Below are 21,119 nucleotides of genomic sequence, written 5' to 3' on the forward strand. Positions count from 1 at the left end.
AGGATTAGTCTCACGGCACAACTAAATGCCATCAAAGTCAATGCTGACTGGAGGAACCACACATGAAGAAGGCCCTCATCGGAACCGCGATCGCGGCTCTCCTGCTGAGCGCGTGCGGCAGCGGGGCCGGCGACGGGACCGCGGGCAGGCTGGACGCGGGGCCGGGCTTGGGTGCAGGCAGATCCGAGAAGAGCGAGGCCAGTTCCCCGAGCGTGCGGGCCGTCAGCGCGTTGCCGATCCGTTCGTTGAACTCCTCGGAGCTGAGCCTGCCCTGCTCGGCATGGGTCTGGAGGAACCCGACGGCCTCGTTGCGTTCCAGGTCTCCGATGCGGAGCTGCAGGTTGTCCATGACCTCAGGCTAGCTGCGCAGGGCGACAAAATCCCCGCGCCCCACGGACCGCTCACCATCCCCGGCCCCGGGGGCCGGGCGAGTCCTCCATGGTGTCGTCGGTGAAGGGCAGCGCCCCGCCGGGCCAGCGCTGCGCCGCGTGCCCCGTGACCCAGCGGTAGCCGAAGAGCCGGCGCCCGGATTCACGCTCGATCGGCCCGGTGTCGGGCTTGGTGTCGGACGCCAACATCAGCAGGTTCCCGAAGCGTCGGCCCTTGTAGACGTCGTTCTCCATCCCGATCATCGAATGCTTCCACCGTTGGTTGAGCCCGCCGGCGAGCTTCCGGGCCCACTCGAAGGGCGCCTTGTCTGTGATGTTGAAGATGACGACGGCGTCGCCCCTGCCGATGCGCCGCAGGTCGTCCAGCGCCTGTTGGGTCACCAGGTCTCCCGGCACCACGAGTTCCTTGAAGGCATCGACGATGATGACGTCGGCCCACTGCGAGGGCATCGCGGCCAACCCCGTGCGGCCGTCGACGTCGCGGACCTTGATCCCGGAACGGCTGGGCAGCGGGATCTTGCGCCGCACCTCCTCGGTGAGCTCGACGTCGGGCTCGCACACCACCTGGGCAGTCTCCGGCCGGCGGTGGGCCACCCAACGCGGGATGGTCATGCCGGCGCCGCCGATGTGGACGACGCGGAGCCGCTGGTCCGCAGGTGCCCGAAAGGCCGAGTGTTCCAGCAGCAGGGAGATGTGCGCCACGTACTCGAACAGGAGCAGATCCGGCTGGTACGGATCCACGTAGGACTGCGACGTGGGGCCGAACCGGACGTAGTACGCCCCCATCGTTTCGGGGTCGGGAAAGAGTCGGTCAGCCACCTGGAGAGCCTAGCCAAACCTCAGCGGCGGCGCTCGGGGAGCGCCTCGGGCGGGGCCCGGGGAGCCGGTTCCTGTCCACCGGTATACCGTTTTCCCCGCCCCTTACCTACGGTGCCGTAGGCTTGTATGCATGACCACAACGGGGGTCATCGCCCCTCAGCCCCAGACCACGTCGGTCGCGAAGCGCGTTCTCGGCGGTGTCCGGAAGGGCGCCCGCAGGGTTGCGGAGGCCATCGCCACCCCGCTTCTCCCCGAAGACTTCCTCGACCTCATCAGCCCACTGGGCTCCGGTGCCGAACTCCGCGGCCGGGTGCTGGGCGTGCGCGCCGAAGGCCCCAACGCCACCACCGTCACCATCCGTCCCGGCAGGGGTTGGCGCCCCCACACGCCCGGCCAGTACGTCCGCATCGGCTTCGACGTGGACGGCGTGCGCCTGTGGCGCGCGTACTCCCTGACCAGCCCGGTGAATGCGGACACCTTCACCATCACGGCACGCGCCATCCCGGACGGCAAGGTCAGCAACTTCGTCCGCAGCCTCGCCCCGGGCACGTTGCTCCACCTGGACCAGGCCGAAGGCCTCTTCACGCTGCCCACACCCACCCCGCCCGCCGCGCTGTTCCTGACGGCGGGCTCCGGCATCACGCCCATCATGGGCATGCTGCGCAACGACCCCCTGCCGGCGGATGTGGTCATCGTCCACTCCGCCCCCAGCGAGGCCGAGGCGCTCTTCCTGCCTGAGCTGCGTCGCCTCGAGGCGGCCGGCCGCCTGCGGCTGGTCACCCGCTTCACCGCCGTCGACGGCATCCTCACGCCCGACCAACTCGACTCGGTGGTCCCTGACTGGCGCAGCCGCGACACCTGGGCCTGCGGCCCGGCCGCCATGCTCGACGACGCGGAGGCCCACTGGGCCGCCGAGGGCTTGGGGGAGCGGTTGCACACCGAACGCTTCCGCGCGGCCATCATCGCCGTCGGCGACGGTGGCGCGGTGACCTTCGACACCTCCGGCGTGACGGTGGACGCCGACGCCGCCACCACCCTGCTCGACGCCGGCGAGGGCGCCGGTGTCCTGATGCCCTCCGGATGCCGGATGGGCATCTGCTTCAACTGTGTGTTGCCGCTCACCGGGGGCAGCATCCGCGACCTACGCACCGGGGAAGTCACCACGGCTGATCCCCAAGACCCTGTACTCGTCCAGACCTGCGTATCGGCTGCGGCCGGGCCCTGTCACCTCACCGTTTAGGACATGCCATGACTGCCACCACGGAAGTTCGCTCCAACCGCATCACCGCCAGCACACCGCAACAGCGCGCCGAGACCTCGTCGACGGGGCGGCGCAACCCCATCGCCCACCTCAGCCCGGCAGACATCGAGGCCATCGGCCGCGAGCTCGACGAGCTCCGCGACGAGGTGCTCAACAGCCGCGGCGCCAACGACGCCGACTACATCCGCGGCGTCATCCGCCTCCAGCGCATGCTCGAGGCCGGCAGCCGCGTCATGCTGCTGTTCTCGAAGTTCCCGCCGGCGTTCATCGCGGGCACCGCGGGGCTGACGTTCGCCAAGATCATCGAGAACACCGAGATCGGCCACAACATCCTCCACGGCCAGTGGGACTGGATGCGCGACAAGAAGATCCACTCCAGCACGTGGGAATGGGATTTCGCGTCGCCGGCGGACCAGTGGAAGCGCTCGCACAACGTCGAGCACCACACCTACACCAACGTCGTCGGCATGGACAACGACCTGGGCTACAACATCATGCGCGTGGACTCCGGCCAGGAATGGGAGCTCAAGCACCTGTTCCAGTCCGTGACGAACTTCTTCACCATGCTGTTCTTCGAGTACGGCATCGCCGCCTACGACATGCAGATCAAGGAGTGGAAGGACGGCAAGCGGTCCACGGCCGAGTTCAAGGCAGACCTGACCACCACGCTGAAGAAGATCGGCAAGCAGTTCAGCAAGGACTACGTCGTGCACCCGCTGCTGTCGGGCCCGTCGGCGTTGCCCACGCTGGCCGCCAACGTGATCGCCAACACCCTGCGCAACATCTGGACCCACTCGGTGATCCTGTGCGGGCACCTGCCTGAGGGCGTCGAGACGTTCGAGACGGAATCCATCGAGGGCGAGACCCGGGGCGAGTGGTACCTGCGGCAGATGCTCGGCTCCGCCAACATCACAGGCTCGAGGGTGATGCACCTGATGACCGGGCACCTCTCGCACCAGATCGAGCACCACCTGTTCCCGGACATGCCCAGCAACCGGTACCCGCAGATCGCGCCGCGGATCCAGGAACTGATGGAGCGCCACAACCTGCGCTACGTCTCCGGCCCCCTGTACAAGCAGGTGTTCTCCGCCTGGCGCACGGTGCTGCGCCACTCGCTGCCGGACAAGCGCGAGGGCTCCAGCCGCCTGCGCGAGGTGGCCGGCGCCGCACGCGACGCCGTCGGTGAGGTCGTGCGCAACACGCGCGGCATGTGGCTGCCCCGTCGGGCCGCCGTCGCGTCGTAGGCGACTATCCTGTGCTCCGACCGCCGTTGAGGGCATAGGAGGTGCGCGTCGTGCGCGAAGACCGGCCGAGTAGCCATCAGCAGTTGGGGCGAACCTTCATCACGCAGCAACGCGTGATCGCCCTGCTGAGCTTCTTCCTGCCGGTGTCGCTCATCGGCTGGAGCCTGATCAGCGGTGAAGGCCTCCGCGGCAGCATCTCGGAGTACTACTACACGCCCATGCGGGACGTGTTCGTCGGCACGCTGTGCGCGCTGGCGCTGTTCCTCTGGTCCTACCGCGGCTACCACCCCACCAACCCGGAGCTGCGGGCCGATCGGATCGTGGCCAAGGTGGCCTCGATCGCCGCGGCCCTCGTCGCGCTGGCCCCGCTCCAGCCGCGGCAGGCGGAGTGGGACTGCACGGTGCTGCAATGCGTGATCGGGGTGAGCACCACCTACTGGCTGCACAATGTCGCCGCTTCGGTGTTCCTCCTGGCGCTGGCGACCTTCTGCCTGATCCTGTTCCCCATGAGCGCCATCCCGGAGCATGACCTGGGGCCCCGCCTGGTGGCCTACGGCATCAGCGGCGCCACCATCGTGATCTCGGTGCTCCTGATGGTGCTGTGGACGTTCCTGCCCGTGGAGATCTACTTCATGCTGGGCCGCTACAAGCCCATCCTGATGTTGGAGACGATCGCGATGGTGGCCTTCGCGTGGAGCTGGTTCCTGCGGAGCCGCGCCGTCGAGCACGCCGCGCTCGCCCGGTTCAGGCCGCCCGAAGAGGTGGCGGCCTGACCCCGTCGTCGTCGCGGCGCGAACGGGGCGGCGTCAGTCGCCCTCGGCGTCCTGCCTCGGCACGAAGCTGAGCACGCCGCAGTCGTGGCACCGGACGGCGTCGCCGTCGAGCAGCGCCTGCACGCCCACCTGCTTCTTCCACTCCAGGTACCGCGCGCGGTCCAGGTGCGCCACCTGGGCGGGGTCGATGACCTCCACCTGGTAGCTGTCGCACTCCGGGCATTGGGGCGTGGCGTCGAGCCACTGCACCTCGAAGTCGTCTCCCATGAGGCTGAAGTTGCCGCACTCCGGGCAGTCCCAGCACATGAGGATGGTTTCCGGGTCGATGTCGTAGCGATTCACCAGATCATCGAACGACTGGGGGTCCACCGCCCGAAGGTCCGTCGGGTCCAGCCAGGTGACCGGTGCCTCGCAGTAGTCGCAGACCTTCTCCGACATCAGCTGCAGGATCTTCTGCGCCTCTTCGTCGTCCTCCAGGGAGCGCAGGAATTCCTCGTCGACGACGACCTCCTCGTCGGCGACCGGGGGATCTGTGGGTTCAATCGTGGCCATGGGTCAGTCCTCTCAGTGCTGGTCGCGCTGACGGGCCTGTTCCTTCAGCACCTTCTGGTGCGTCTCGCGCTCGTCGACGAGCCAGCCCGGTGGGTTGGCCAGCAGCTCGCCGATCTCATCGCTGGTCAGCGCCTCCTTCACGCCGGAGCGGGCGAGGCCCGACTTCGAGACCCCCAGCTTCTGCGCGACGACGTCGCGGGGGAACGGGCCGTTGCGGCGCAGTTCCACCAACCACTCCGGTGGGTCGTCGCGCAGCGCGTCGACCTCTTCGCGGGTGATGGGGGTGGTGCGGAAGTCCTCGGGCGCGGCGGGCAGGTAGATGCCCAGTTTGGCCGCTGCGGTGATCGGCTTCATCGTCTGGCTCATGCCCGAAGCGTAGCCCTGCAGTAGCCTCAACGCATGACAGCAGCAGACGACGGCGGCCTGCGCATCGGCTTCGTGCCGGGCGTCACGCTCACCAAATGGCGCCGCATCTGGGGCGAGCGGTTCCGCGAACCGCTGGAGGTGACGGAGGTCACCGAGGCGGAGCAGCGGCGCGCCGTGGTCGCCGGCGACGTCGACCTGTGTTTCGTGCGGCTGCCCATCGACAGGGACGGGCTGCACGTCATCCCGCTCTACGAGGAACAGCCCGTGCTGTGGTTGAGCAAGGACCACCTCCTGGCGGCGCTGGACGAGGTCACCGCCGAGGACCTGGCGGAGGACGGCACGCGGGTGATTCACGACGCGGAGCCGGAGAGCGTCGACCTCGCCGCCTACTCCGCCGCCGTGCTCCGGGTGCCGATGTCGATCGCGCGCTCCGGTAGCCGGAAGGACATGGTCTATCTCCCGGTCGTCGATGCGGAGCCGACCACGGTCGGGCTGGCCTGGCGGGTGGACAACGAGCACCCCCGGATCGAGGACTTCATCGGCGTGGTGCGCGGCCGCACGGTCAACAGCACGCGGACGGCCCAGGCCAAGGGGGAGAAGCCCCCGAAGGAGCAGCCGCGCGCGGCGAAGCCCCCGCAGCCGAGGGGTCGACGGAGCCCACGCCGCCGTTGACCGCGGAGGCTCGCCGCCCAGTGGTGTCCGCTGGGACGGGCTCAGGGACCGCGAGGCGGGGGCATCCTGCAAGAATGGGTCCGTGGCGACTCGGGTGATCAGGGAGAAGCGGGGCATCTCCCCGTTCCTGCTGCTCCTCGTGACCCTGCTCGTCGTGATCCTCGCGGTGGGCGGGTACGTCGGCTGGCAGGTCTGGGGGACCACTGCGTTCGCCCGTGACCGTGCCGTCGACGAGATCACCCGGCTCCGCACGGAATGGGACGCGCCGCTCCCTCCCGAATTGCAGCAGGAGGATCCCGCCGCCCCGCCGCTCATCGCGGAGCCCGGCATGCATGAAGCCAACTGGCTGCTGCGCATTCCGGCCTTCAGCGCGGAGTGGCCGATCATCGCCGGGGTCGAGCCCACGGATCTCAACCGGGGGGTCGGCTGGTACCCCGGCAGCGCGTTGCCCGGCCAGTTGGGCAACTTCGCCCTGGCGGGCAACTGCGTGACGGAGGGGGAGCCCTTCCGTCGCCTTCTCGAGTTGCGGCAGGGCGACGAGATCACCGTCGAGACCCGCACCGCCACCTTCACCTACGAGATCGTCTCGGCCCCCGCCGAGCTCACCGTCGGGGCTGACGACAACTGGGTCCTCGAGCCGGTCCCCGGCCACCCCGACGTCGTGCCCCACCAGGCGCTCATCACCCTCACCACCTGCGAGGATCTGTTCCCCACCCCGGACCGGGCCGTCGGCTTCGGCACCCTCAGCGACACGGAGAAGAAGACATCATGACCGACCGCACCGAACTCATCGAGCACGTCCAGAACCTCGCCGTCGTGCACGGCAAGGTCACCCTCGCCTCCGGCAAGGAGGCCGACTACTACGTCGACATGCGACGCGTGACGCTCGACGGCGCGGCCGCCCCCGTCGTCGGCCGCGTGATGAACGACCTGGTCGCGGACCTCGACTTCGACGCCGTGGGCGGCCTCACGCTGGGCGCCGACCCTGTCGCCACCGCCATGCTGCACTCGAAGGCCGCAGCCGGCGGACGCCTGGACGTGTTCGTGGTGCGCAAGGAGAGCAAGTCGCATGGCATGCAGCGCCGGATCGAGGGCACCGAGGTCTCGGGCCGCCGGGTGCTGGTCGTCGAGGACACCTCCACGACGGGCGGCTCGGCCCTCACCGCCGTCGAGGCCGTGCGGGAGGCGGGCGCCGAGGTGGTGGCCGTGGCGGTGGTCGTCGACCGCGGCACCGGTGCGGCCGAGGCTGTCGCCGAAGCCGGGCTCGAGTACCGCTACGCCCTCAACCTGGCCGACCTCGGCCTCTGACCCCCTTTTCGGGACCCCATCCAATTGCTCCGGTGAGACCCTGCCCGTGGCTTCGCGCCTGCGGTAGCGTGATTCCCGAAGATAGGAGAACTTCGTGGACACACTGCTGATCATCCTGGCCGTGCTGGTCGTCCTCGCCCTCGGCGTGGTCCTCTGGGGCGTTGCGGCCTACAACGGTTTCGTCAAGAGCCGCAACCTCATCCAGGAATCCTGGCGCCAGATCGACGTCGAACTCAACCGGCGCTACGAGCTGATCCCCAACCTGGTGGAGACGGTCCGCGGCTACGCGGCGCACGAGCGCAACACGCTCGAGCAGATCACCGCGCTGCGCAACCAGGCCCGTGCGCTCGCCGGCCAGAGCGGCGGCCAGCCCAGCCAAGAGCGCGCCGCCGTCGAATCCGAACTGACCCAGGCGGTGCACAACCTGCTGGTGTCGGTGGAGGCCTACCCGGATCTGAAGTCCAACCAGAACTTCATGCAGCTCCAGCGCGAACTGACGGACACGGAGGATCGCATCGCCGCCTCGCGTCGCTTCTACAACGCCAACGTGCGTGACTACAACACGCGCATCGAATCGGTGCCCAGCAACGTCATCGCCGGGTTCGCGAAGTTCGAGAAGGCCACGTACTTCGAGGTCAACGACCCGATGGTCCGCCAGGCCCCCGACGTGAACTTCGGCGAGATCTCCCAGCGCCCCGCTGCCGCCCCCGAGCAGCAGCAGCAGATCGCCCCGCAGCAGCAGTACCAGCAGCCGGTCCAGCCGCCGCAGCAGCAGATCCAGCAGCCGCAGCAGCAGCCCGCGGAGCGGCCCCCGTTCGAGAACTGAGCGGCCCGTGAGCAGGCAGACGCCCCTTCGTCGTAGCGACGGAGGGGCGTCTTCCGCTTTCGGCTCTCCCGCCGTCGGCCCCGACCCACGTCGCGCCCGGCCGTCGGCCCCGAATCTGGATTCAGCGTCGTCCGCGACCTCAGATCTAGATTCGGCCCCCACGCCACCCCACCCCAAATCTGGATTCAGCGTCGTCAACCACCCCAGATCTTGATTTGGCGCCATCGCCCCAAACCAGACCCCCTCGCACCCCAGGCGACACGCCGCTCCCACAAGGGACTTTGGTGAAAACCGTCAGACATAGTTGAAACCTCAATCAAAGACTGTTAGAGTTTCAACTACCACCCCGGAAAGGAAACACTATGTCCCTCAACGAACTCCACGGCACCTTCGTCCTCGACCCCGCCCACACCACCTTCTCCTTCGTGACCCGCCACGCGATGGTCACCAAGGTCCGCGGCTCCTTCGAGAAGTTCGAGGGCCAGGCCGTCATCAACGCCGACGATGTGAAGGCCAGCACCCTCGAGGTCACCATCGACGCCGCGTCGATCAACACCCGCAACGCGGACCGCGACGGCCACGTCCGCTCCGCCGACTTCTTCGATGTCGAGAACTACCCCACCTGGACCTTCAAGGGCACCGACTTCTCCATCGAAGGCGACACCGTCAACGTGACCGGCGACCTCACCATCAAGGACGTCACCAAGTCCATCACCATCCCGCTGGAGTACCAGGGCTCGGCCCTCGACCCCTTCGGCAACACCCGCGTGGGCTTCGAAGGCTCCAAGCAGATCCAGCGCTCCGACTTCGGCCTGACCTGGAACGCAGCCCTCGAGACCGGTGGCTTCCTCGTCTCCGACAAGGTCGTCCTCGAGTTCGAGATCTCGGCCATCAAGCAGGCCTGATCTCCCCAGATCACCACAGGAACGCCCCGGTGACCACACCGGGGCGTTCTTCTGTCTCTGCTCAGGGGAGCGGGTCAGGAACCGTAGCCGAGCGACTCGTATTCGGGGTGCTTGGCCATCCAACTCTTGACGAACGGGCAGATCGGCAACACCTTGCGGTCGCCGGCCCCGCGCACGTCGTCGAGGGCGCCGCGGACGAGGGTGGAGCCCAGGCCCTTGCCCTCGAAGGCGGGGTCGATCTCCGTGTGGGTGAACGTGATGAGCTCGTTGCTCAGAATGTAGTCGGCGAAACCGGCGAGGTCGTCGCCCAGCCGGATCTCGTAGCGGTTCTGCTCGGGATTGTTGGTGACGGTGGCTTTTTCGGTCATGGGTCGACGATACGTCCACCTGACATACTGGAGTGCATGCCATGCTGTGACACATCGGAGGGGTCCCAACGTCTGCCTCTCAGAGGTAAACCGAGATGACCCCTGTTGTATCCCTGCTCGTAGGCGTCCTGGTAGTGCTCCTGATCACGGTCGCCACCGGCTATTTCGTGGCGCAGGAGTTCGCCTACGTCGCCGTTGACCGGTCCAAGTTGGGCAGCCGCGCCAAGGCCGGCGACGACCGCGCGGCCCGCACCCTCGAGATCACCCGCCGCACCTCGTTCATGCTCTCAGGCGCCCAGCTGGGCATCACCGTCACGGGACTGCTCGTCGGGTACGTCGCGGAGCCGCTGATCGGCCAGGCCATCGGCTCCCTGCTCGACGGCGGGGCGCTCACCGCGGTCAGCGTGGCCATCGGCGGATTCGTCGCCATCGGGTTCTCCACGTTCGTGCAGATGCTGATCGGCGAGCTGTTCCCCAAGAACTACGCCATCGCCCGCTCGACGGTGGTGGCGGACGCGCTGACGCCTTCGACGCGCATCTACCTGGCCGTGTTCGGCCCCATCATCTGGGTCTTCGACAAGGCGGCCGAACTGCTGCTCCGCGCGCTGCGGATCGAGCCGGTGCACGACGTCGAGTCGGCCGCGTCGGCCACAGATCTCGAGCGCGTCGTCGCCGCCTCGCGCGAATCCGGCACGCTGTCGCCTCAGCTGGCGCACATCCTGGACCGGATCCTCGACTTCCCGCGCCGCGACCTCGACCACGCCATGAACCCCCGCGTGCACGTCGACGTGGTGCGCGCCGACGCCACCATCGGCGAGGTGCGCAACCTCATGGCCACCGGCCACACCCGCTACCCGGTGGTGGACGAGCATGATTCGGTGATCGGGGTGGTCCAGTTGGCAGATGTGCTGCGCACCGGCCGCGCCCTTGATGAGCCCGTGCTGCGCATCGCCCGCGAGCCCTTCCGGCTGCCGGACCTCACCAAGCTGCCGGACGCCGAGAACCAGCTGCGCGCCGCCGGCGAGCAGATGGCCTGCATCATCGACGAGTTCGGCGTCTTCGTGGGCGTCGTGACCCTCGAGGACCTGGCCGAGGAGGTCATCGGCGAGCTGACCGACGAGCACGACCCCGACAACCCCGATTACCTCCCGCAGTCCGACGATGGCGTCTGGGTCATGCCCGGCGACGTCCACGTGGACGAGGTGGAGCGCGCCATCGGCCTCAAGCTCCCCGGCGGCGACTTCGAAACCGTCTCCGGCCTCATCATCCACTCCCTGGGGGACCTGCCCGAGGAGGGCGCCGTCGTGAACCTCGTGCTGGAGCCGACGGCGGCGCAGCGTGCCATCGACTCCCACTCCCCGGCGCACCTCGTGCGCATCGAGGTGCTCGCCGTGGAGCGCCACGTGGCCTCCCGCGTGCGGATCTCGCTGCCTGAACTGGGGGAGCAGAAATGACGTTGCTCGAGACAGGCATGAGCGGCTGGACCGTCACCCTCTGGACCGTGCTGATCATCGTGCTGAGCGCGTTCTTCGTCGCCGTCGAATTTGCGCTGATGGCCGCCAAACCGCACCGGCTGGAGGAGCGGGCGGGCACATTCGCCGGCCGCGCCGCCATCAAGAGTTCGCATGAACTCACCCTGGTGCTGGCCGGCTCCCAGCTGGGCATCACGGTGTGCACGCTGGCGCTCGGCGCCATCACCAAGCCCGCCGTGCACCACGCGCTGACCCCGCTGCTGGAGGTCACCGGGCTGCCCGCCGCCGTCGCCGACGTCGCGTCGTTCGTGCTGGCGCTGATCATCGTCACGTTCCTCCACCTGGTGGTCGGGGAGATGGCCCCCAAGTCCTGGGCCATCGCGCACCCCGAGGAATCCTCGGTGCTGCTGGCGGTGCCGATGCGGGCCTTCATGTTCGTGGTCCGCCCCATCCTCAAGGCGATGAACTCGATGGCCAACTGGCTGGTCCGCAAGGCCGGCGCGGAGCCCGTCGACGGGCTGTCGGCCACGCAGGACGTCGCCGGCCTGCGTCACCTGGTGGAGCATTCCGCCAACGTCGGCGCCCTGGAGGCCAGCTTCCAGTCGTCGATCACGTCCGTGCTGACCCTGCGCGAGCGCCAGGTGCGCGAACTGGTGCCGGAGGGGCAGGAACTGGCCGCCATCCCGGTGACCGGCACCCTGGCGGACGTGCAGACGGTGACGCGCAACCACGGCCACATGCGGGTGCTCGTCCGCGACGGTGGAACCACCGTCGGCATCGTGCACGTCCGCGACACCCTGGACGAGCCGGACCTGTCGCGCCCCGCGATGGACCTGGCCCGCCCGCCCGTACGGCTGCCCGCGGACACCGGTGTCGCCACCGCGCTCAACCAGCTGCGCCTGGCCCGCACCCAGATCGCCGTGGTGACCGACGGCGACCTCGAGATCGGCATCGTCACCCTCAGCGACGTGCTGCCCGGGCTGATGCCCACGGGCATCGTCCAATCCGTCGATGCGGGCTGAGCCGCTATCCTGCCGGGCATGACCGACGAGCCCCACGACCCCACTGCGCCAACCGTGGGAGTGGGGCCGCACCCGGAGCCGTGGCCGGACGACGAGCGCCTCGACGCGGAACTGCTGCGCGACGGCGACCGCCGCAACGTCATCGACCGGTACCGGTACTGGAAGCTCGAGGCCATCGTCGCCGATCTTGACCGCACCCGCTCCCGGCTGCACGTGGCCATTCAGAACTGGGAGCACGACTTCAACATCGGCTCCATCGTGCGCACCGCCAACGCGTTCAACGTGGCGGCCGTTCACATCGTCGGGAAGCGACGGTGGAACCGACGCGGCGCGATGGTCACGGACCGCTACCTCCACGTCCACCACCACGAGGACGAGGCGTCGCTGCTGGCCTTCCTCGCGGAGCGCGGCGTCACGGCTGTGGGCGTCGACAACCTGCCCGGTTCCGTGCCCCTGGAGACGGCGGAACTCCCCGCCGACTGCTGCCTCGTCTTCGGCTCCGAGGGCCCCGGCCTGACCGACGCGATGGTGGCGGGCTGCGAGCAGTTGGTGGCCATCACGCAGCACGGCTCCACCCGCTCGATGAACGCCGGGGCGGCCGCGGCGATCGCGATGTACCACTGGCAGTTGCAGCACGGGCCGGCCTCAACCGGGGTGGCGCTAGCATGACCTCCATGCAGCAGCAGGGACAGCGATTCGCGGCCGGGCTGACGCCACTGCCCACGGCGGCACGCGTCACGAGAGCGCGGAGCACCCTGCGGTGGCGCGTGATCTCGACGGTGGTTTCGCTCGTTCTGCTGGTGGTGTTCTGGTTCTTCTTCGGCCGCGACTGGTCGCTGGGCTGGACCATCGGCATCGCCGCCCTGTGGCTTGTGTCGACGGTGTTCTGGCTCGTGCTGTCGGCCGTCGGGCTGAGCAACGCCAAGAAGGATCTGGCCGCCATCACCGACGGAGTGGCGTTCTATCTGGACCCCAAGGGCGTCGAATTCGTCCACCCCACCGCAGTGACGGTGCCGTGGGCCGAGGTGACGGCGCTGAAGCTCGCAGGCCACAACTTCGGCGCCGGGCCCAACCTCGTCGTCGAGGCCAACGGCCAACTGGCGGCCAAGGTGCCCGTGGCGTTCCTCGACGCCGCCCCGGCGGTCATCGACTCCGCCGCCCAGGCGTACTCGCTGGGCCGGGTGCGCCTCGACACCACGGCGCTCGACAACCTGCTCTGACCCTCCGACACGATCCCAGCGCCCCGGGAATGCCCGGGGGCTACAACCCGGACCCAGACGGTGTGGTATTCAGCCGACGCGATAGGCTGGGCGGGAACCAGCTTTCATCGAGAAAAAAGGGGCTCCCATGCCAGTTGCAACTCCTGAGGTCTACACGGAGATGCTCGACCGGGCCAAGGCGGGCAAGTTCGCCTACCCGGCCATCAACGTCTCCTCTTCGCAGACCCTCAACGCCGCTCTCCAGGGCTTCGCTGAAGCAGGCTCGGACGGCATTCTGCAGGTCTCCACCGGCGGCGCCGAGTACTTCTCCGGCCCCACCATCAAGGACAAGATCGCCGGCGCAGCCGCTTTCGCGGCCTACGCCCAGGAAGTCGCCAAGAACTACCCGGTCAACGTGGCTCTCCACACGGACCACTGCCCGAAGGACAAGCTGGACAGCTTCGTGCGTCCGCTGCTCGCCATCTCGGAAGAGCGCGTCGCCCGCGGCGAACTGCCGCTGTTCCAGTCGCACATGTGGGACGGTTCCGCTGTTCCCATGGAGGAGAACCTGCAGATCGCTGCTGAGCTCCTCGAGCGTTGCGCCAAGGCCAACATCGTCCTCGAGATCGAGGTCGGCGTCGTCGGCGGCGAAGAGGACGGCGTCGAAGCCGCCATCAACGAGAAGCTCTACACCACCGTTGAAGACGGCCTGCGCACCATCGAGGTCCTCGGCCTCGGCGAGAAGGGCCGCTACATGACGGCCCTCACCTTCGGCAACGTGCACGGCGTGTACAAGCCGGGTGCCGTCAAGCTGCGCCCGGAGCTCCTCAAGGAGATCCAGGACGCCGTCGGCGCCAAGTACGGCAAGGAGAAGCCGTTCGACCTCGTGTTCCACGGCGGTTCCGGCTCCACCGCGCAGGAGATCTCCGACGCGGTTGACCACGGTGTCATCAAGATGAACATCGACACCGACACCCAGTACGCCTTCACCCGCCCGGTCGTCACGCACATGTTCAAGAACTACGACGGTGTGCTGAAGATCGACGGTGAGGTCGGCAACAAGAAGCTGTACGACCCCCGCGCCTGGGGCAAGGCAGCCGAGGCCGGCATGGCCGCCCGCGTGCTCGAGGCCTGCCAGCAGCTCCGCTCCGCCGGCCAGTCGTCCAAGTGACGCCTCGCTGACGCGCTGAACAGAACTGCGGCCGGTCCCCTCGGGGGCCGGCCGCAGTTGTTTTTCGTCAGATCAGCGGAACCGGACGATGTTGTTGAGGATCTCCTTCGTCACCCAGGTGTACTGGGTGCCGCCGGCCGCCGTGGGCAGTGCCGCGATCACGCTGGCGCTCAGGTAGGTGCGGCAGCCGCCGCGGCCCGTGGCGGCCGTGTCGCACTCGGTGCGCCACTTCCGGCCGTCGGCCGACGTCCAGGCGCCGTTGCGGGCCAACGGGTTGGTGCCCCACTGGGCACGCGTCATCCGCGGCAGGTAGGTGAGGTTGTTGAACACCCAGCCGTTCGTCTGGGTAAACACCCCTGCCCTCTCGGTGACCGTGGTGGCCATGATCATCGTGCGGCAGCGCACCGTCTGCGAGTACGGCTCGCAGGCCGTGAACCATTGGCGCCCGTTGGCCATGTGCAGCCCGGGCGTGTTGTAGACGTCCCTCACCTCGGGCTTCGGGGCCGCGGTGGTGGGCTTCTTCGTGGGCGTGGGGCTGGGCTCCGGCTCCTCGGTGGGCTCGTCGAGCCACTGGAACGCGGGCGAGGTCCACGCCTCGGTCCTGGCCGGGAGGTCCGAGTTCGTCACCCGTATCCGCAGCACGTACTGGCCCTGCGGGGCCGGCACGAGTTCGCCGTCGGCATCGATCAGCAGGCCGTCCCACGCCGCGGAGTTGCCGTCGGGGGAGCGCCACGGCGTGAGCTCGGTGTACACCTCCTGGGCGCTGGCCTCGATCGGCGCTCCGGCAGCATCCACGGCGAGCACCGACAAGGTCACCGACGACGCCGGGGTGGCCAGCAGGAAACCGACCGCGGGCAGCGCCCATTCGTTGTAGGGCATGGGTTCCTCCACCGGGCTGAACGACGGCGACATGTCGACGCACAGTCGCCCCTCCCGCTGGAGGCAGTCCCACAGCACGCCCAGGAAGGGCGGGTACTGGCTGTCATCGCCCAGCACCAGCGGCGCGGCGCTGTAGTCGCCCTTCATGCCGGCGAAGGGGACCTGGATGGAGTGGCCCTCCGTCGTGAACCGGAGGTAGCCGCTGTAGATGGCGGTCTCGGGCGCGGCTTCGGGGGCGTCGATGGTCACGTCCACGGTGGCGCTGCCGCCCGCCGGCACGGTGATCGTCGGCGACGAGAAGGTCACCTGGGCCTGTTCCTGCGTGAAGTCCGGCCGGTTCTGCAACCTGGATTCCCCCCAGGCGACAGACGTGGTCACGGCGTTCTGGTGCGTGGCGGTCCACGTCGCCGCGGCGTCCGTGGCGTTGGTCAGGGTGAGCGTCTGGCGGAACGGGCCGTCGGCCGACTGACCGGTGGCGAGCTTCGACGGCGTGACCAGGTGTTGCTGCGTGATCGCCCGGTCCACACGGATCAGGCCCGCCCCCTGCCGGTGCGCGCCGTCGAGCACGCCGGATTCCGGCATGAAGGAGAAGGCGGCAGGGGTCGCGGTGTTCTGCAGCCTCGTGCGGACCTCGGCGGGAGTGGCGGCGGGGTCGCCCTGCAGTAGCAGCGCGGCAGCGCCCGCCACGTGGGGCGACGCCATCGACGTGCCGGACATCAGGGCGTGGCCGCCCATCGCCAACGGCATCGTCGAGTAGACGTTGCCGCCCGGCGCCCCGAGATCCGGCTTGAGGCCGAGTTCGGCATCGAGGCCCCAGGAGGTGAACACCGAGGCCAGGCCTGGGGTGTAGGGGTTGGGGTCGTCGATGAAGGTGCCCGGCACGGTGACCGTGACCGGGCCCTGCTGGAGGGCCGCCTGCACCTGGCGTCCCGCGTCGGAGAGGATGCCGATGACGGGCGCGCCGTCGCTCCACACCCAGTCCCAGAAGTACTGCTTGTGCAGCACGACGCCGATCGCGCCGGACTGGAGCGCGAGCTGGGTGCGTCGTTCGATGTCGCAGCCGCCGTCCCCGGAGAAGAACGCGACCTTCCCGGCCAGCGTCGGGTCCGGCTTGCACTGCAGGGGGTCGCTGAAGGTGGCCAGTTCGCCGGTGAAGCCCGTCGGCACCGGGGCCTCGGACACCACGGTGTAGCCGGAGTGGATGGCCTCGCCCGCGGCGGGAGTGAAGACCACCTCGGGGGTGGAGATGCTGGTGGCGTCGAACGAGGCCACGGAGATCGACTTGGCGGCCACCGACGGTGCGCGCAGCGTCTGGGTGCCGAGCTCGCCCTCGTTGCCGGCGGCGACCACCAGCACCACGCCGGCGTCGACCATGCGGTCACCGGCCTGCGAGAGCGGGTGGTTCGCCGAACTCTGCAGCGGCCAGCCCAGGCTCATGTTGACCACGTCCATGCCGTCGGCGGTGGCGCGCTCCATGGCGTCGAGCACGATGGCCATGGTGGTGTCGCCGCTGCAGGTCAGCACCTTGTAGGCGCCGAGGGTGGCTTCGGGGGCGACGCCCACCACGTCGCCGGCGCCGCCGACGGTGCCCGCCACGTGCGTGCCGTGGCCGAGGCAGTCCATGGGGTCGCCGTCGGGCGTGATCTCGCCCACCTCGCCGAACTCATCGGGGAAGGATGTCCAGTCGTCGCCGATGAAGTCCCAGCCGTAGGCCACGCGCTCGGTGGGGAACGTGGCGGTTTCCGAACCGGTGCCGCCCAGGTCGGGGTGAGCGTAGTCGATGCCGGAGTCGATGATGCCCACCTTGACGCCCCTGCCGGTGGCGCCGAGTTCGCTCTGGGCACGGTCCGCGCCGATCATGGCGAGCGTGGGCCTGGTGGCGGAACCCTCGGCCGACGGAGGGGCGGCCGGCACCCGCATGGCGAGGACGGGGTGCACGGATTTCACCGAGCGCAGCCCGGCCAGCTTCCGGGCCTGCGCGTCGTCGGCCTTCACGGTGACGCCGTTGAAGAGCCGCGTGTAGATGCGACCCACTTCGGCCGGCAGGCTCGCGGCGCGCGCCTCGGCGGTGAAGTCCGAGCGGTTGCGTTGGAGCTGCGTCTGCCGGCCGCCGGAGGCGGTGGGCTGGGAGCGGAACTCGACGAACCATTCGCCGGTGGGCCTGGTCTTCCCCAGGTCTGCGGCCGGGTTGGTCACGTAGTCGGCGAGGTTGCCGAGGTTGACGGGGGCGGAGGCCTCGTCATCGGCGCGCGACACCGCGGGGGAGAGTGCGAGAGCAGCGACGACGAGCGAAGTCATCGCCGTGCGCCACCAACGTTGCTGGAACATGGCGTCCTTCCGTTGCCAAGAGATGAGCACAACCTACTGGTCCGCGGCCCCCCTCGTCTCCGCCCCAGGTCTAAGGAGGGCCCGGCGCCCATGGGGTGACGCGAAAAGGGGCCCGGCGACCGTGCCGCCGGGCCCCCTCGGGGTGCTTCAGGTGCCGCTGGTCAGTTCTTGAAGCGGACCATGTTGTTGAGGATCTCCTTCGTGACCCAGCGGTAGGCGTAGCCACCGTCAGCCGCCGGGTAGGCCTCGATCACGCTGGCGGTGATGTAGGAGCGGCAGCCGCCGCGCCCCGTCGTCGCCGTGTCGCATTCGGTGCGCCACGTGCGGCCGTCGGTGCCCTTCCAGGTGCCGTTGACGGCCAGCGGGTTGGTGCCCCACTGCGCCCGCGTCATGTGCGGGAGGTAGGTGAGGTTGTTGAACGCCCACCCGCTGCGCGGCACGAACGAGCCGTCGTCGGCCTGGATCACAGTGGTGGCCCAGATCATCGTGCGGCACCGCACGGTCTGCGAGTAGTCCTCGCAGGCCGTGAACCACTTGCGGCCGTTGACCTCGTGCATGCCCGGCGTGTTGTACACGTCGGCCGGCAGCTCGGCCGCAGGCGACTTCGTGACGGTCACCGTCGGCTTCGCCACCGGCACCGACGGCGTGGGCGTGGGCGACGCCACCGGCGTGTTCTTCCAGCCGAAGGCCGCCGACGTCCAGCTCTGGCTGCCGCCGTCGCCGTCCGCCGCGACGCCCGTGACCTGGATCACGTAGTTGCCGGGCGTGGCCGGGACGAGCAGGCCGGCGTCGTTGGGCAGCTGGCCGTTCCACGTGTACAGCGACTCGAACTCGGAGCGTCCCAGGTGGTCGAAGCTGAGCACCGTGGCGCGGCTGGCGTCGATGGGGTTGCCCTTGGCGTCTGCGCGCAGCACGTCGATGGTCAGCTTCTGCACCGGCACGGCCTGGTGGAAGGCCACCGTCGGCAGGTCCTCGCCGCCCGTGAAGATGCGTCCGGCGTCGACGATCTCGTAGTCGACGTCCGGGTCCACGCACTGGCCCTCGTCCCAGAAGGAGCAGGCGGTGATCTCGACCACCGCCGGGAGGTCCCAGATCTCCGGGAAGATCTCGAGGTTGCCGTAGTCGCCCGCCATGCCGGCGAACGGCACGGACACGGCGGTGGCTCCCTCGTCGGAGGTCAGGTGGACGAAGCCCGAGTACTGGGCGCCCTCCGGGGCCTCCGGGTCCGCGTTGATCGTGACGTCGACGGTGGCCGCGCCGCCGGCGGGCACGGTGACGCTCGGCGCGGAGAAGGACACCTGCGAGGCGAACAGGTTGTAGCCGACGGTGTTCTGCGTGCCGTCGCCCCAGTCCGGATCGGTCTCCAGGTAGGTGCTGAGCGCGTCCTCGTAGGACAGCGCCCAGGTGACGGGGGCGTCGGTGACGTTGGTGATGGTCAGCGTCTCGGTGTGGGCGCCGTCGGCGGATTCGCCGGCGGAGATCTTGCCCGGCGAGACGACGAAGCCGTCCTGCAGTGCCCGGTCGACGCGGATCAGGCCGGCGCCCTGACGGTGGGCCGCGTCGAGGATGCCCTCGTCGGGGAGTTCGGCGATGGCGGCGGGCACGGCGCTGTTCTGCAGCCGGCTGCGGATCTCCGCCGGGGTCATCGACGGCGCGTTCTCCAGCATGAGCGCCACGGCGCCGGCCACGTGCGGTGCGGCCATGGAGGTGCCGGACAGGGTGGCGTAACCGTCGGCCTTCTCCAGCGGGTAGGTGGAGCGGATGGACCCGCCCGGCGCGCCGAGATCCGGCTGCAGGGTCAGGTCTGCGGCCAGACCCCAGGAGGAGAAGTCCGAGATCAGCCCGCCGGTGGGGTTGGGCTGCTGGCTCTCCCCGCCGGTGAACTGGATGGTGGCGGGGAGCGCGCCCACCACGGAGGTGCCCACGGCCTGGGTGACGGTGACCACCGGGATGGTGATGGTCACCTCGCCCTCGACGGTAGCGTTGATGAAGCCGGGCTCGTTGTTGTAGATGACCAGCGCCTCGGCGCCGGCGGCCTGGGCGTTGGCGGCCTTCTGGTGGAAGGTGCAGGTGCCGCGCTGGGCGATGGCCACCTTGCCGGTGAGATCAGCGGCCTCCGCCTCGCAGTTCAGCGGGTCCGTGGTGCGCGCGACCGGCAGGTTGTTCAGCGCCGACGTCGCGTCGGGCGAGCCCGTCGCGCCCAGGAAACCTGCGGAGACGGGGCCGTTGGCCGTGGTGAACAGCACTTCGTCCATGGTCACGTGCGAGTTGTCGAAGGACGCCACGTTGATGGCGAGGCCGGCCGTGCCGGGAGAGCCGATCGTCATGGTGTACCTGTCGCCGGCGTTGCCGGCGGCGTTGACCACCACGACGCCGTTGCGCACGAGGCGGTCCGAGGCCTTGGAGGTTGGGGCCTCCGGCCAGGAGTCGTAGTCGGCGCCGAGGCTCATGTTGACCACGTCCATGCCGTCGGCCTCCGCGCGCTCCAGCGCGTCGAGGATCACCTGGTCGTCCACGGAGCCGTTGCAGCCGAACACGCGGTAGGCGCCGAGGGTGACGCCAGGGGCGACTCCGGTGACCTCACCGTCGGCGCCGACGATGCCGGCCACGTGGGTGCCGTGGCCCTGGCAGTCGTCCGGGCGGCCGTCGGGCTTCGGGACGGGCTGGTAGGAGGTCGACGTCGGGTCGGCGTTGTAGTCGTCACCGACGAAGTCGTAACCGTAGGCCACCCGCGCGCTGGGGAAGGCGGTGGAGCCGTTGGTGCCGCTGCCGCCGAAATCCGGATGGTCGATGTCGATGCCGGTGTCGATGATGCCCACCTTGACGCCCTCACCGGTGAGGCCGAGTTCGGTCTGGGCGATGTCCGCGCCGGTCTGCGCGATGGCGGTGATCAGCCGTGGGGTGACGTCCTGCGGTTCCGGCACGGAGAAGATGCGCACCGGGTGGACGGCCTTGACTCCTGGGAGCTCTGCGTACTGCTCGGCGGTGGCGGTGTCAGCGGTGACGGCCACGCCGTTGAAGAGTCGCTCGTAGTTCCTGATGACGTTCGCGGGGCGGCCCGCGCGGCGCGCCTCCTCGGCGAACGAGCGGTGTTGACGCTGGATCGTCGTGCGGCTGCCGCCGCTGGCGGTGGGCTCGCTCTCGAACTCGACGAACCACTTGGTGGCGTTCAGCCAGCGGGCGGTGCGATCTTCGGCGGCGGCGCTGTCGCGCGGCACACGCAGGTCCGGGTCTCCGGGGTCTGCTGAGGCGGTCAGGGGTGCGAGCCCGACGATGGCCGCAATGGCAACCGTCGCTGCGCGCCTCCAGGTGGAGGGCAGGGGCATGGGTTTCTCCTCGCAATGGTGGTCTGGCTGGCAACCTAGCGGTTCGTCGGGCCAGCCACGCGGCTTCCGGGCAGGTGGTGTCATCGAAGGCATGGCCCGGGGGACGGCTGAATCGGCGGCGGTGTCGTATCCGAAGAGCGATGAGTCACGGTTTGATAACAAACCCTGCATCAATCGTGGAGGAGTGCTAGCGTTAACATCGTCGTTCAGAGAGCCGCATAGTTGCGGGATTTCCGGCG

General features: G+C 69.0%; 20 protein-coding genes. 13 read left to right on the plus strand and 7 right to left on the minus strand.

Going from position 1 to position 21,119, the window contains the following annotated elements; translation table 11 throughout:
- Positions 1 to 37 precede the first annotated feature (37 nt).
- A complete protein-coding gene (locus tag C3E87_RS13115; protein ID WP_076063676.1) occupies positions 38 to 349 on the minus strand; it encodes a DUF1707 domain-containing protein in 312 nt (103 codons plus the stop codon).
- A 52-nt stretch (positions 350 to 401) separates the two neighbouring features.
- A complete protein-coding gene (locus C3E87_RS13120; protein ID WP_143571047.1) occupies positions 402 to 1,208 on the minus strand; it encodes a spermidine synthase in 807 nt (268 codons plus the stop codon).
- A gap of 130 nt (positions 1,209 to 1,338) precedes the next feature.
- Here C3E87_RS13120 and C3E87_RS13125 point away from each other — a divergent pair, with 130 nt between their 5' ends.
- The 3 genes from C3E87_RS13125 to C3E87_RS13135 are packed head-to-tail and all read left to right on the plus strand — an operon-like array spanning position 1,339 to position 4,486.
- Complete coding sequence (locus tag C3E87_RS13125; RefSeq protein WP_076063680.1) at positions 1,339 to 2,448, plus strand: ferredoxin reductase; 1,110 nt, start codon at positions 1,339 to 1,341, stop codon at positions 2,446 to 2,448.
- An 8-nt stretch (positions 2,449 to 2,456) separates the two neighbouring features.
- Positions 2,457 to 3,713 (plus strand): acyl-CoA desaturase, encoded by a 1,257-nt coding sequence (locus C3E87_RS13130; RefSeq protein ID WP_083665668.1) that lies wholly within the window; start codon positions 2,457 to 2,459, stop codon positions 3,711 to 3,713.
- Between the two features lie 50 nt (positions 3,714 to 3,763).
- Positions 3,764 to 4,486, plus strand: coding sequence for a hypothetical protein (locus C3E87_RS13135; RefSeq protein ID WP_143571048.1), 723 nt, complete (start codon positions 3,764 to 3,766; stop codon positions 4,484 to 4,486).
- A 33-nt stretch (positions 4,487 to 4,519) separates the two neighbouring features.
- Here the strand turns inward: C3E87_RS13135 and C3E87_RS13140 are convergent, their stop codons facing one another.
- Positions 4,520 to 5,038 carry a hypothetical protein gene (locus C3E87_RS13140; RefSeq protein ID WP_076063684.1) on the minus strand — a complete coding sequence of 173 codons (519 nt, stop codon included), beginning with the start codon at positions 5,036 to 5,038 and terminating at the stop codon, positions 4,520 to 4,522.
- 12 nt (positions 5,039 to 5,050) lie between these two features.
- A complete protein-coding gene (locus C3E87_RS13145; protein ID WP_076063686.1) occupies positions 5,051 to 5,404 on the minus strand; it encodes a DUF5997 family protein in 354 nt (117 codons plus the stop codon).
- A 33-nt stretch (positions 5,405 to 5,437) separates the two neighbouring features.
- On the opposite strand from C3E87_RS13145, the gene C3E87_RS13150 reads away from it, so the two are divergent.
- The 5 genes from C3E87_RS13150 to C3E87_RS13170 all read left to right on the plus strand — a co-directional run bounded on the left by C3E87_RS13150 (position 5,438) and on the right by C3E87_RS13170 (position 9,115).
- Positions 5,438 to 6,076: a LysR family transcriptional regulator substrate-binding protein gene (locus tag C3E87_RS13150; RefSeq protein ID WP_076063688.1), complete on the plus strand. Its 639-nt coding sequence runs from the start codon at positions 5,438 to 5,440 to the stop codon at positions 6,074 to 6,076.
- Positions 6,077 to 6,158: 82 nt separating this feature from the next.
- Positions 6,159 to 6,848, plus strand: a complete 690-nt coding sequence (locus C3E87_RS13155) for a class E sortase (protein WP_198928320.1) — start codon at positions 6,159 to 6,161, stop codon at positions 6,846 to 6,848.
- Entirely contained in the window at positions 6,845 to 7,384 is a 540-nt protein-coding gene (gene pyrE / locus C3E87_RS13160) for an orotate phosphoribosyltransferase (RefSeq protein ID WP_076063693.1), read from the plus strand. Before C3E87_RS13155 ends, pyrE begins: the two co-directional genes overlap by 4 nt.
- A gap of 94 nt (positions 7,385 to 7,478) precedes the next feature.
- Positions 7,479 to 8,210, plus strand: a complete 732-nt coding sequence (locus tag C3E87_RS13165) for a LemA family protein (protein ID WP_143571049.1) — start codon at positions 7,479 to 7,481, stop codon at positions 8,208 to 8,210.
- A gap of 362 nt (positions 8,211 to 8,572) precedes the next feature.
- Positions 8,573 to 9,115 (plus strand): YceI family protein, encoded by a 543-nt coding sequence (locus tag C3E87_RS13170; protein ID WP_076063695.1) that lies wholly within the window; start codon positions 8,573 to 8,575, stop codon positions 9,113 to 9,115.
- A gap of 74 nt (positions 9,116 to 9,189) precedes the next feature.
- Here the strand turns inward: C3E87_RS13170 and C3E87_RS13175 are convergent, their stop codons facing one another.
- The gene (locus C3E87_RS13175) at positions 9,190 to 9,552 is read right to left on the minus strand and encodes a GNAT family N-acetyltransferase (protein WP_369819276.1); all 363 of its coding nucleotides are present in this window, start codon (positions 9,550 to 9,552) and stop codon (positions 9,190 to 9,192) included.
- Positions 9,553 to 9,578: 26 nt separating this feature from the next.
- Between C3E87_RS13175 and C3E87_RS13180 the strand changes: the two genes are divergently transcribed.
- From C3E87_RS13180 to fbaA, 5 genes are all read left to right on the plus strand, one after another.
- Entirely contained in the window at positions 9,579 to 10,937 is a 1,359-nt protein-coding gene (locus C3E87_RS13180; RefSeq protein WP_076063699.1) for a hemolysin family protein, read from the plus strand.
- A complete protein-coding gene (locus tag C3E87_RS13185) occupies positions 10,934 to 11,977 on the plus strand; it encodes a hemolysin family protein (protein WP_233120814.1) in 1,044 nt (347 codons plus the stop codon). Before C3E87_RS13180 ends, C3E87_RS13185 begins: the two co-directional genes overlap by 4 nt.
- An 18-nt stretch (positions 11,978 to 11,995) precedes the next feature.
- Entirely contained in the window at positions 11,996 to 12,646 is a 651-nt protein-coding gene (locus C3E87_RS13190; RefSeq protein ID WP_083665670.1) for an RNA methyltransferase, read from the plus strand.
- A 5-nt stretch (positions 12,647 to 12,651) separates the two neighbouring features.
- On the plus strand, positions 12,652 to 13,197 hold the full coding sequence (locus C3E87_RS13195) for a hypothetical protein (RefSeq protein ID WP_143571050.1): 546 nt from the start codon (positions 12,652 to 12,654) through the stop codon (positions 13,195 to 13,197).
- Between the two features lie 127 nt (positions 13,198 to 13,324).
- On the plus strand, positions 13,325 to 14,347 hold the full coding sequence (gene fbaA / locus C3E87_RS13200; RefSeq protein ID WP_076063704.1) for a class II fructose-bisphosphate aldolase: 1,023 nt from the start codon (positions 13,325 to 13,327) through the stop codon (positions 14,345 to 14,347).
- Between the two features lie 72 nt (positions 14,348 to 14,419).
- On the opposite strand, the gene C3E87_RS14720 is transcribed toward fbaA, so the two are convergent.
- Complete coding sequence (locus C3E87_RS14720; protein ID WP_076063705.1) at positions 14,420 to 17,554, minus strand: S8 family serine peptidase; 3,135 nt, start codon at positions 17,552 to 17,554, stop codon at positions 14,420 to 14,422.
- Positions 17,555 to 17,715: 161 nt separating this feature from the next.
- Positions 17,716 to 20,880, minus strand: a complete 3,165-nt coding sequence (locus C3E87_RS14760; protein WP_076063706.1) for a S8 family serine peptidase — start codon at positions 20,878 to 20,880, stop codon at positions 17,716 to 17,718.
- Positions 20,881 to 21,119: the final 239 nt, after the last annotated feature.

Source organism: Tessaracoccus sp. ZS01 (assembly GCF_022342445.1).
In the GTDB taxonomy this organism is placed as follows: domain Bacteria; phylum Actinomycetota; class Actinomycetes; order Propionibacteriales; family Propionibacteriaceae; genus Arachnia.

What these genes read in the sequence shown, in the direction of transcription:
- C3E87_RS13170 (WP_076063695.1), top strand. Translation starts at nt 8,573, where the DNA reads ATGTCCCTCAACGAACTCCACGGCACCTTCGTCCTCGACCCCGCCCAC.
- C3E87_RS13180 (WP_076063699.1), top strand. Translation starts at nt 9,579, where the DNA reads ATGACCCCTGTTGTATCCCTGCTCGTAGGCGTCCTGGTAGTGCTCCTG.
- C3E87_RS13115 (WP_076063676.1), bottom strand. Translation starts at nt 349, where the DNA reads ATGGACAACCTGCAGCTCCGCATCGGAGACCTGGAACGCAACGAGGCC.
- C3E87_RS13130 (WP_083665668.1), top strand. Translation starts at nt 2,457, where the DNA reads ATGACTGCCACCACGGAAGTTCGCTCCAACCGCATCACCGCCAGCACA.
- fbaA (WP_076063704.1), top strand. Translation starts at nt 13,325, where the DNA reads ATGCCAGTTGCAACTCCTGAGGTCTACACGGAGATGCTCGACCGGGCC.
- C3E87_RS13190 (WP_083665670.1), top strand. Translation starts at nt 11,996, where the DNA reads ATGACCGACGAGCCCCACGACCCCACTGCGCCAACCGTGGGAGTGGGG.
- C3E87_RS13195 (WP_143571050.1), top strand. Translation starts at nt 12,652, where the DNA reads ATGCAGCAGCAGGGACAGCGATTCGCGGCCGGGCTGACGCCACTGCCC.
- C3E87_RS13125 (WP_076063680.1), top strand. Translation starts at nt 1,339, where the DNA reads ATGACCACAACGGGGGTCATCGCCCCTCAGCCCCAGACCACGTCGGTC.
- C3E87_RS14720 (WP_076063705.1), bottom strand. Translation starts at nt 17,554, where the DNA reads ATGTTCCAGCAACGTTGGTGGCGCACGGCGATGACTTCGCTCGTCGTC.
- C3E87_RS13185 (WP_233120814.1), top strand. Translation starts at nt 10,934, where the DNA reads ATGACGTTGCTCGAGACAGGCATGAGCGGCTGGACCGTCACCCTCTGG.
- C3E87_RS13140 (WP_076063684.1), bottom strand. Translation starts at nt 5,038, where the DNA reads ATGGCCACGATTGAACCCACAGATCCCCCGGTCGCCGACGAGGAGGTC.
- C3E87_RS14760 (WP_076063706.1), bottom strand. Translation starts at nt 20,880, where the DNA reads ATGCCCCTGCCCTCCACCTGGAGGCGCGCAGCGACGGTTGCCATTGCG.
- C3E87_RS13145 (WP_076063686.1), bottom strand. Translation starts at nt 5,404, where the DNA reads ATGAGCCAGACGATGAAGCCGATCACCGCAGCGGCCAAACTGGGCATC.
- C3E87_RS13150 (WP_076063688.1), top strand. Translation starts at nt 5,438, where the DNA reads ATGACAGCAGCAGACGACGGCGGCCTGCGCATCGGCTTCGTGCCGGGC.
- pyrE (WP_076063693.1), top strand. Translation starts at nt 6,845, where the DNA reads ATGACCGACCGCACCGAACTCATCGAGCACGTCCAGAACCTCGCCGTC.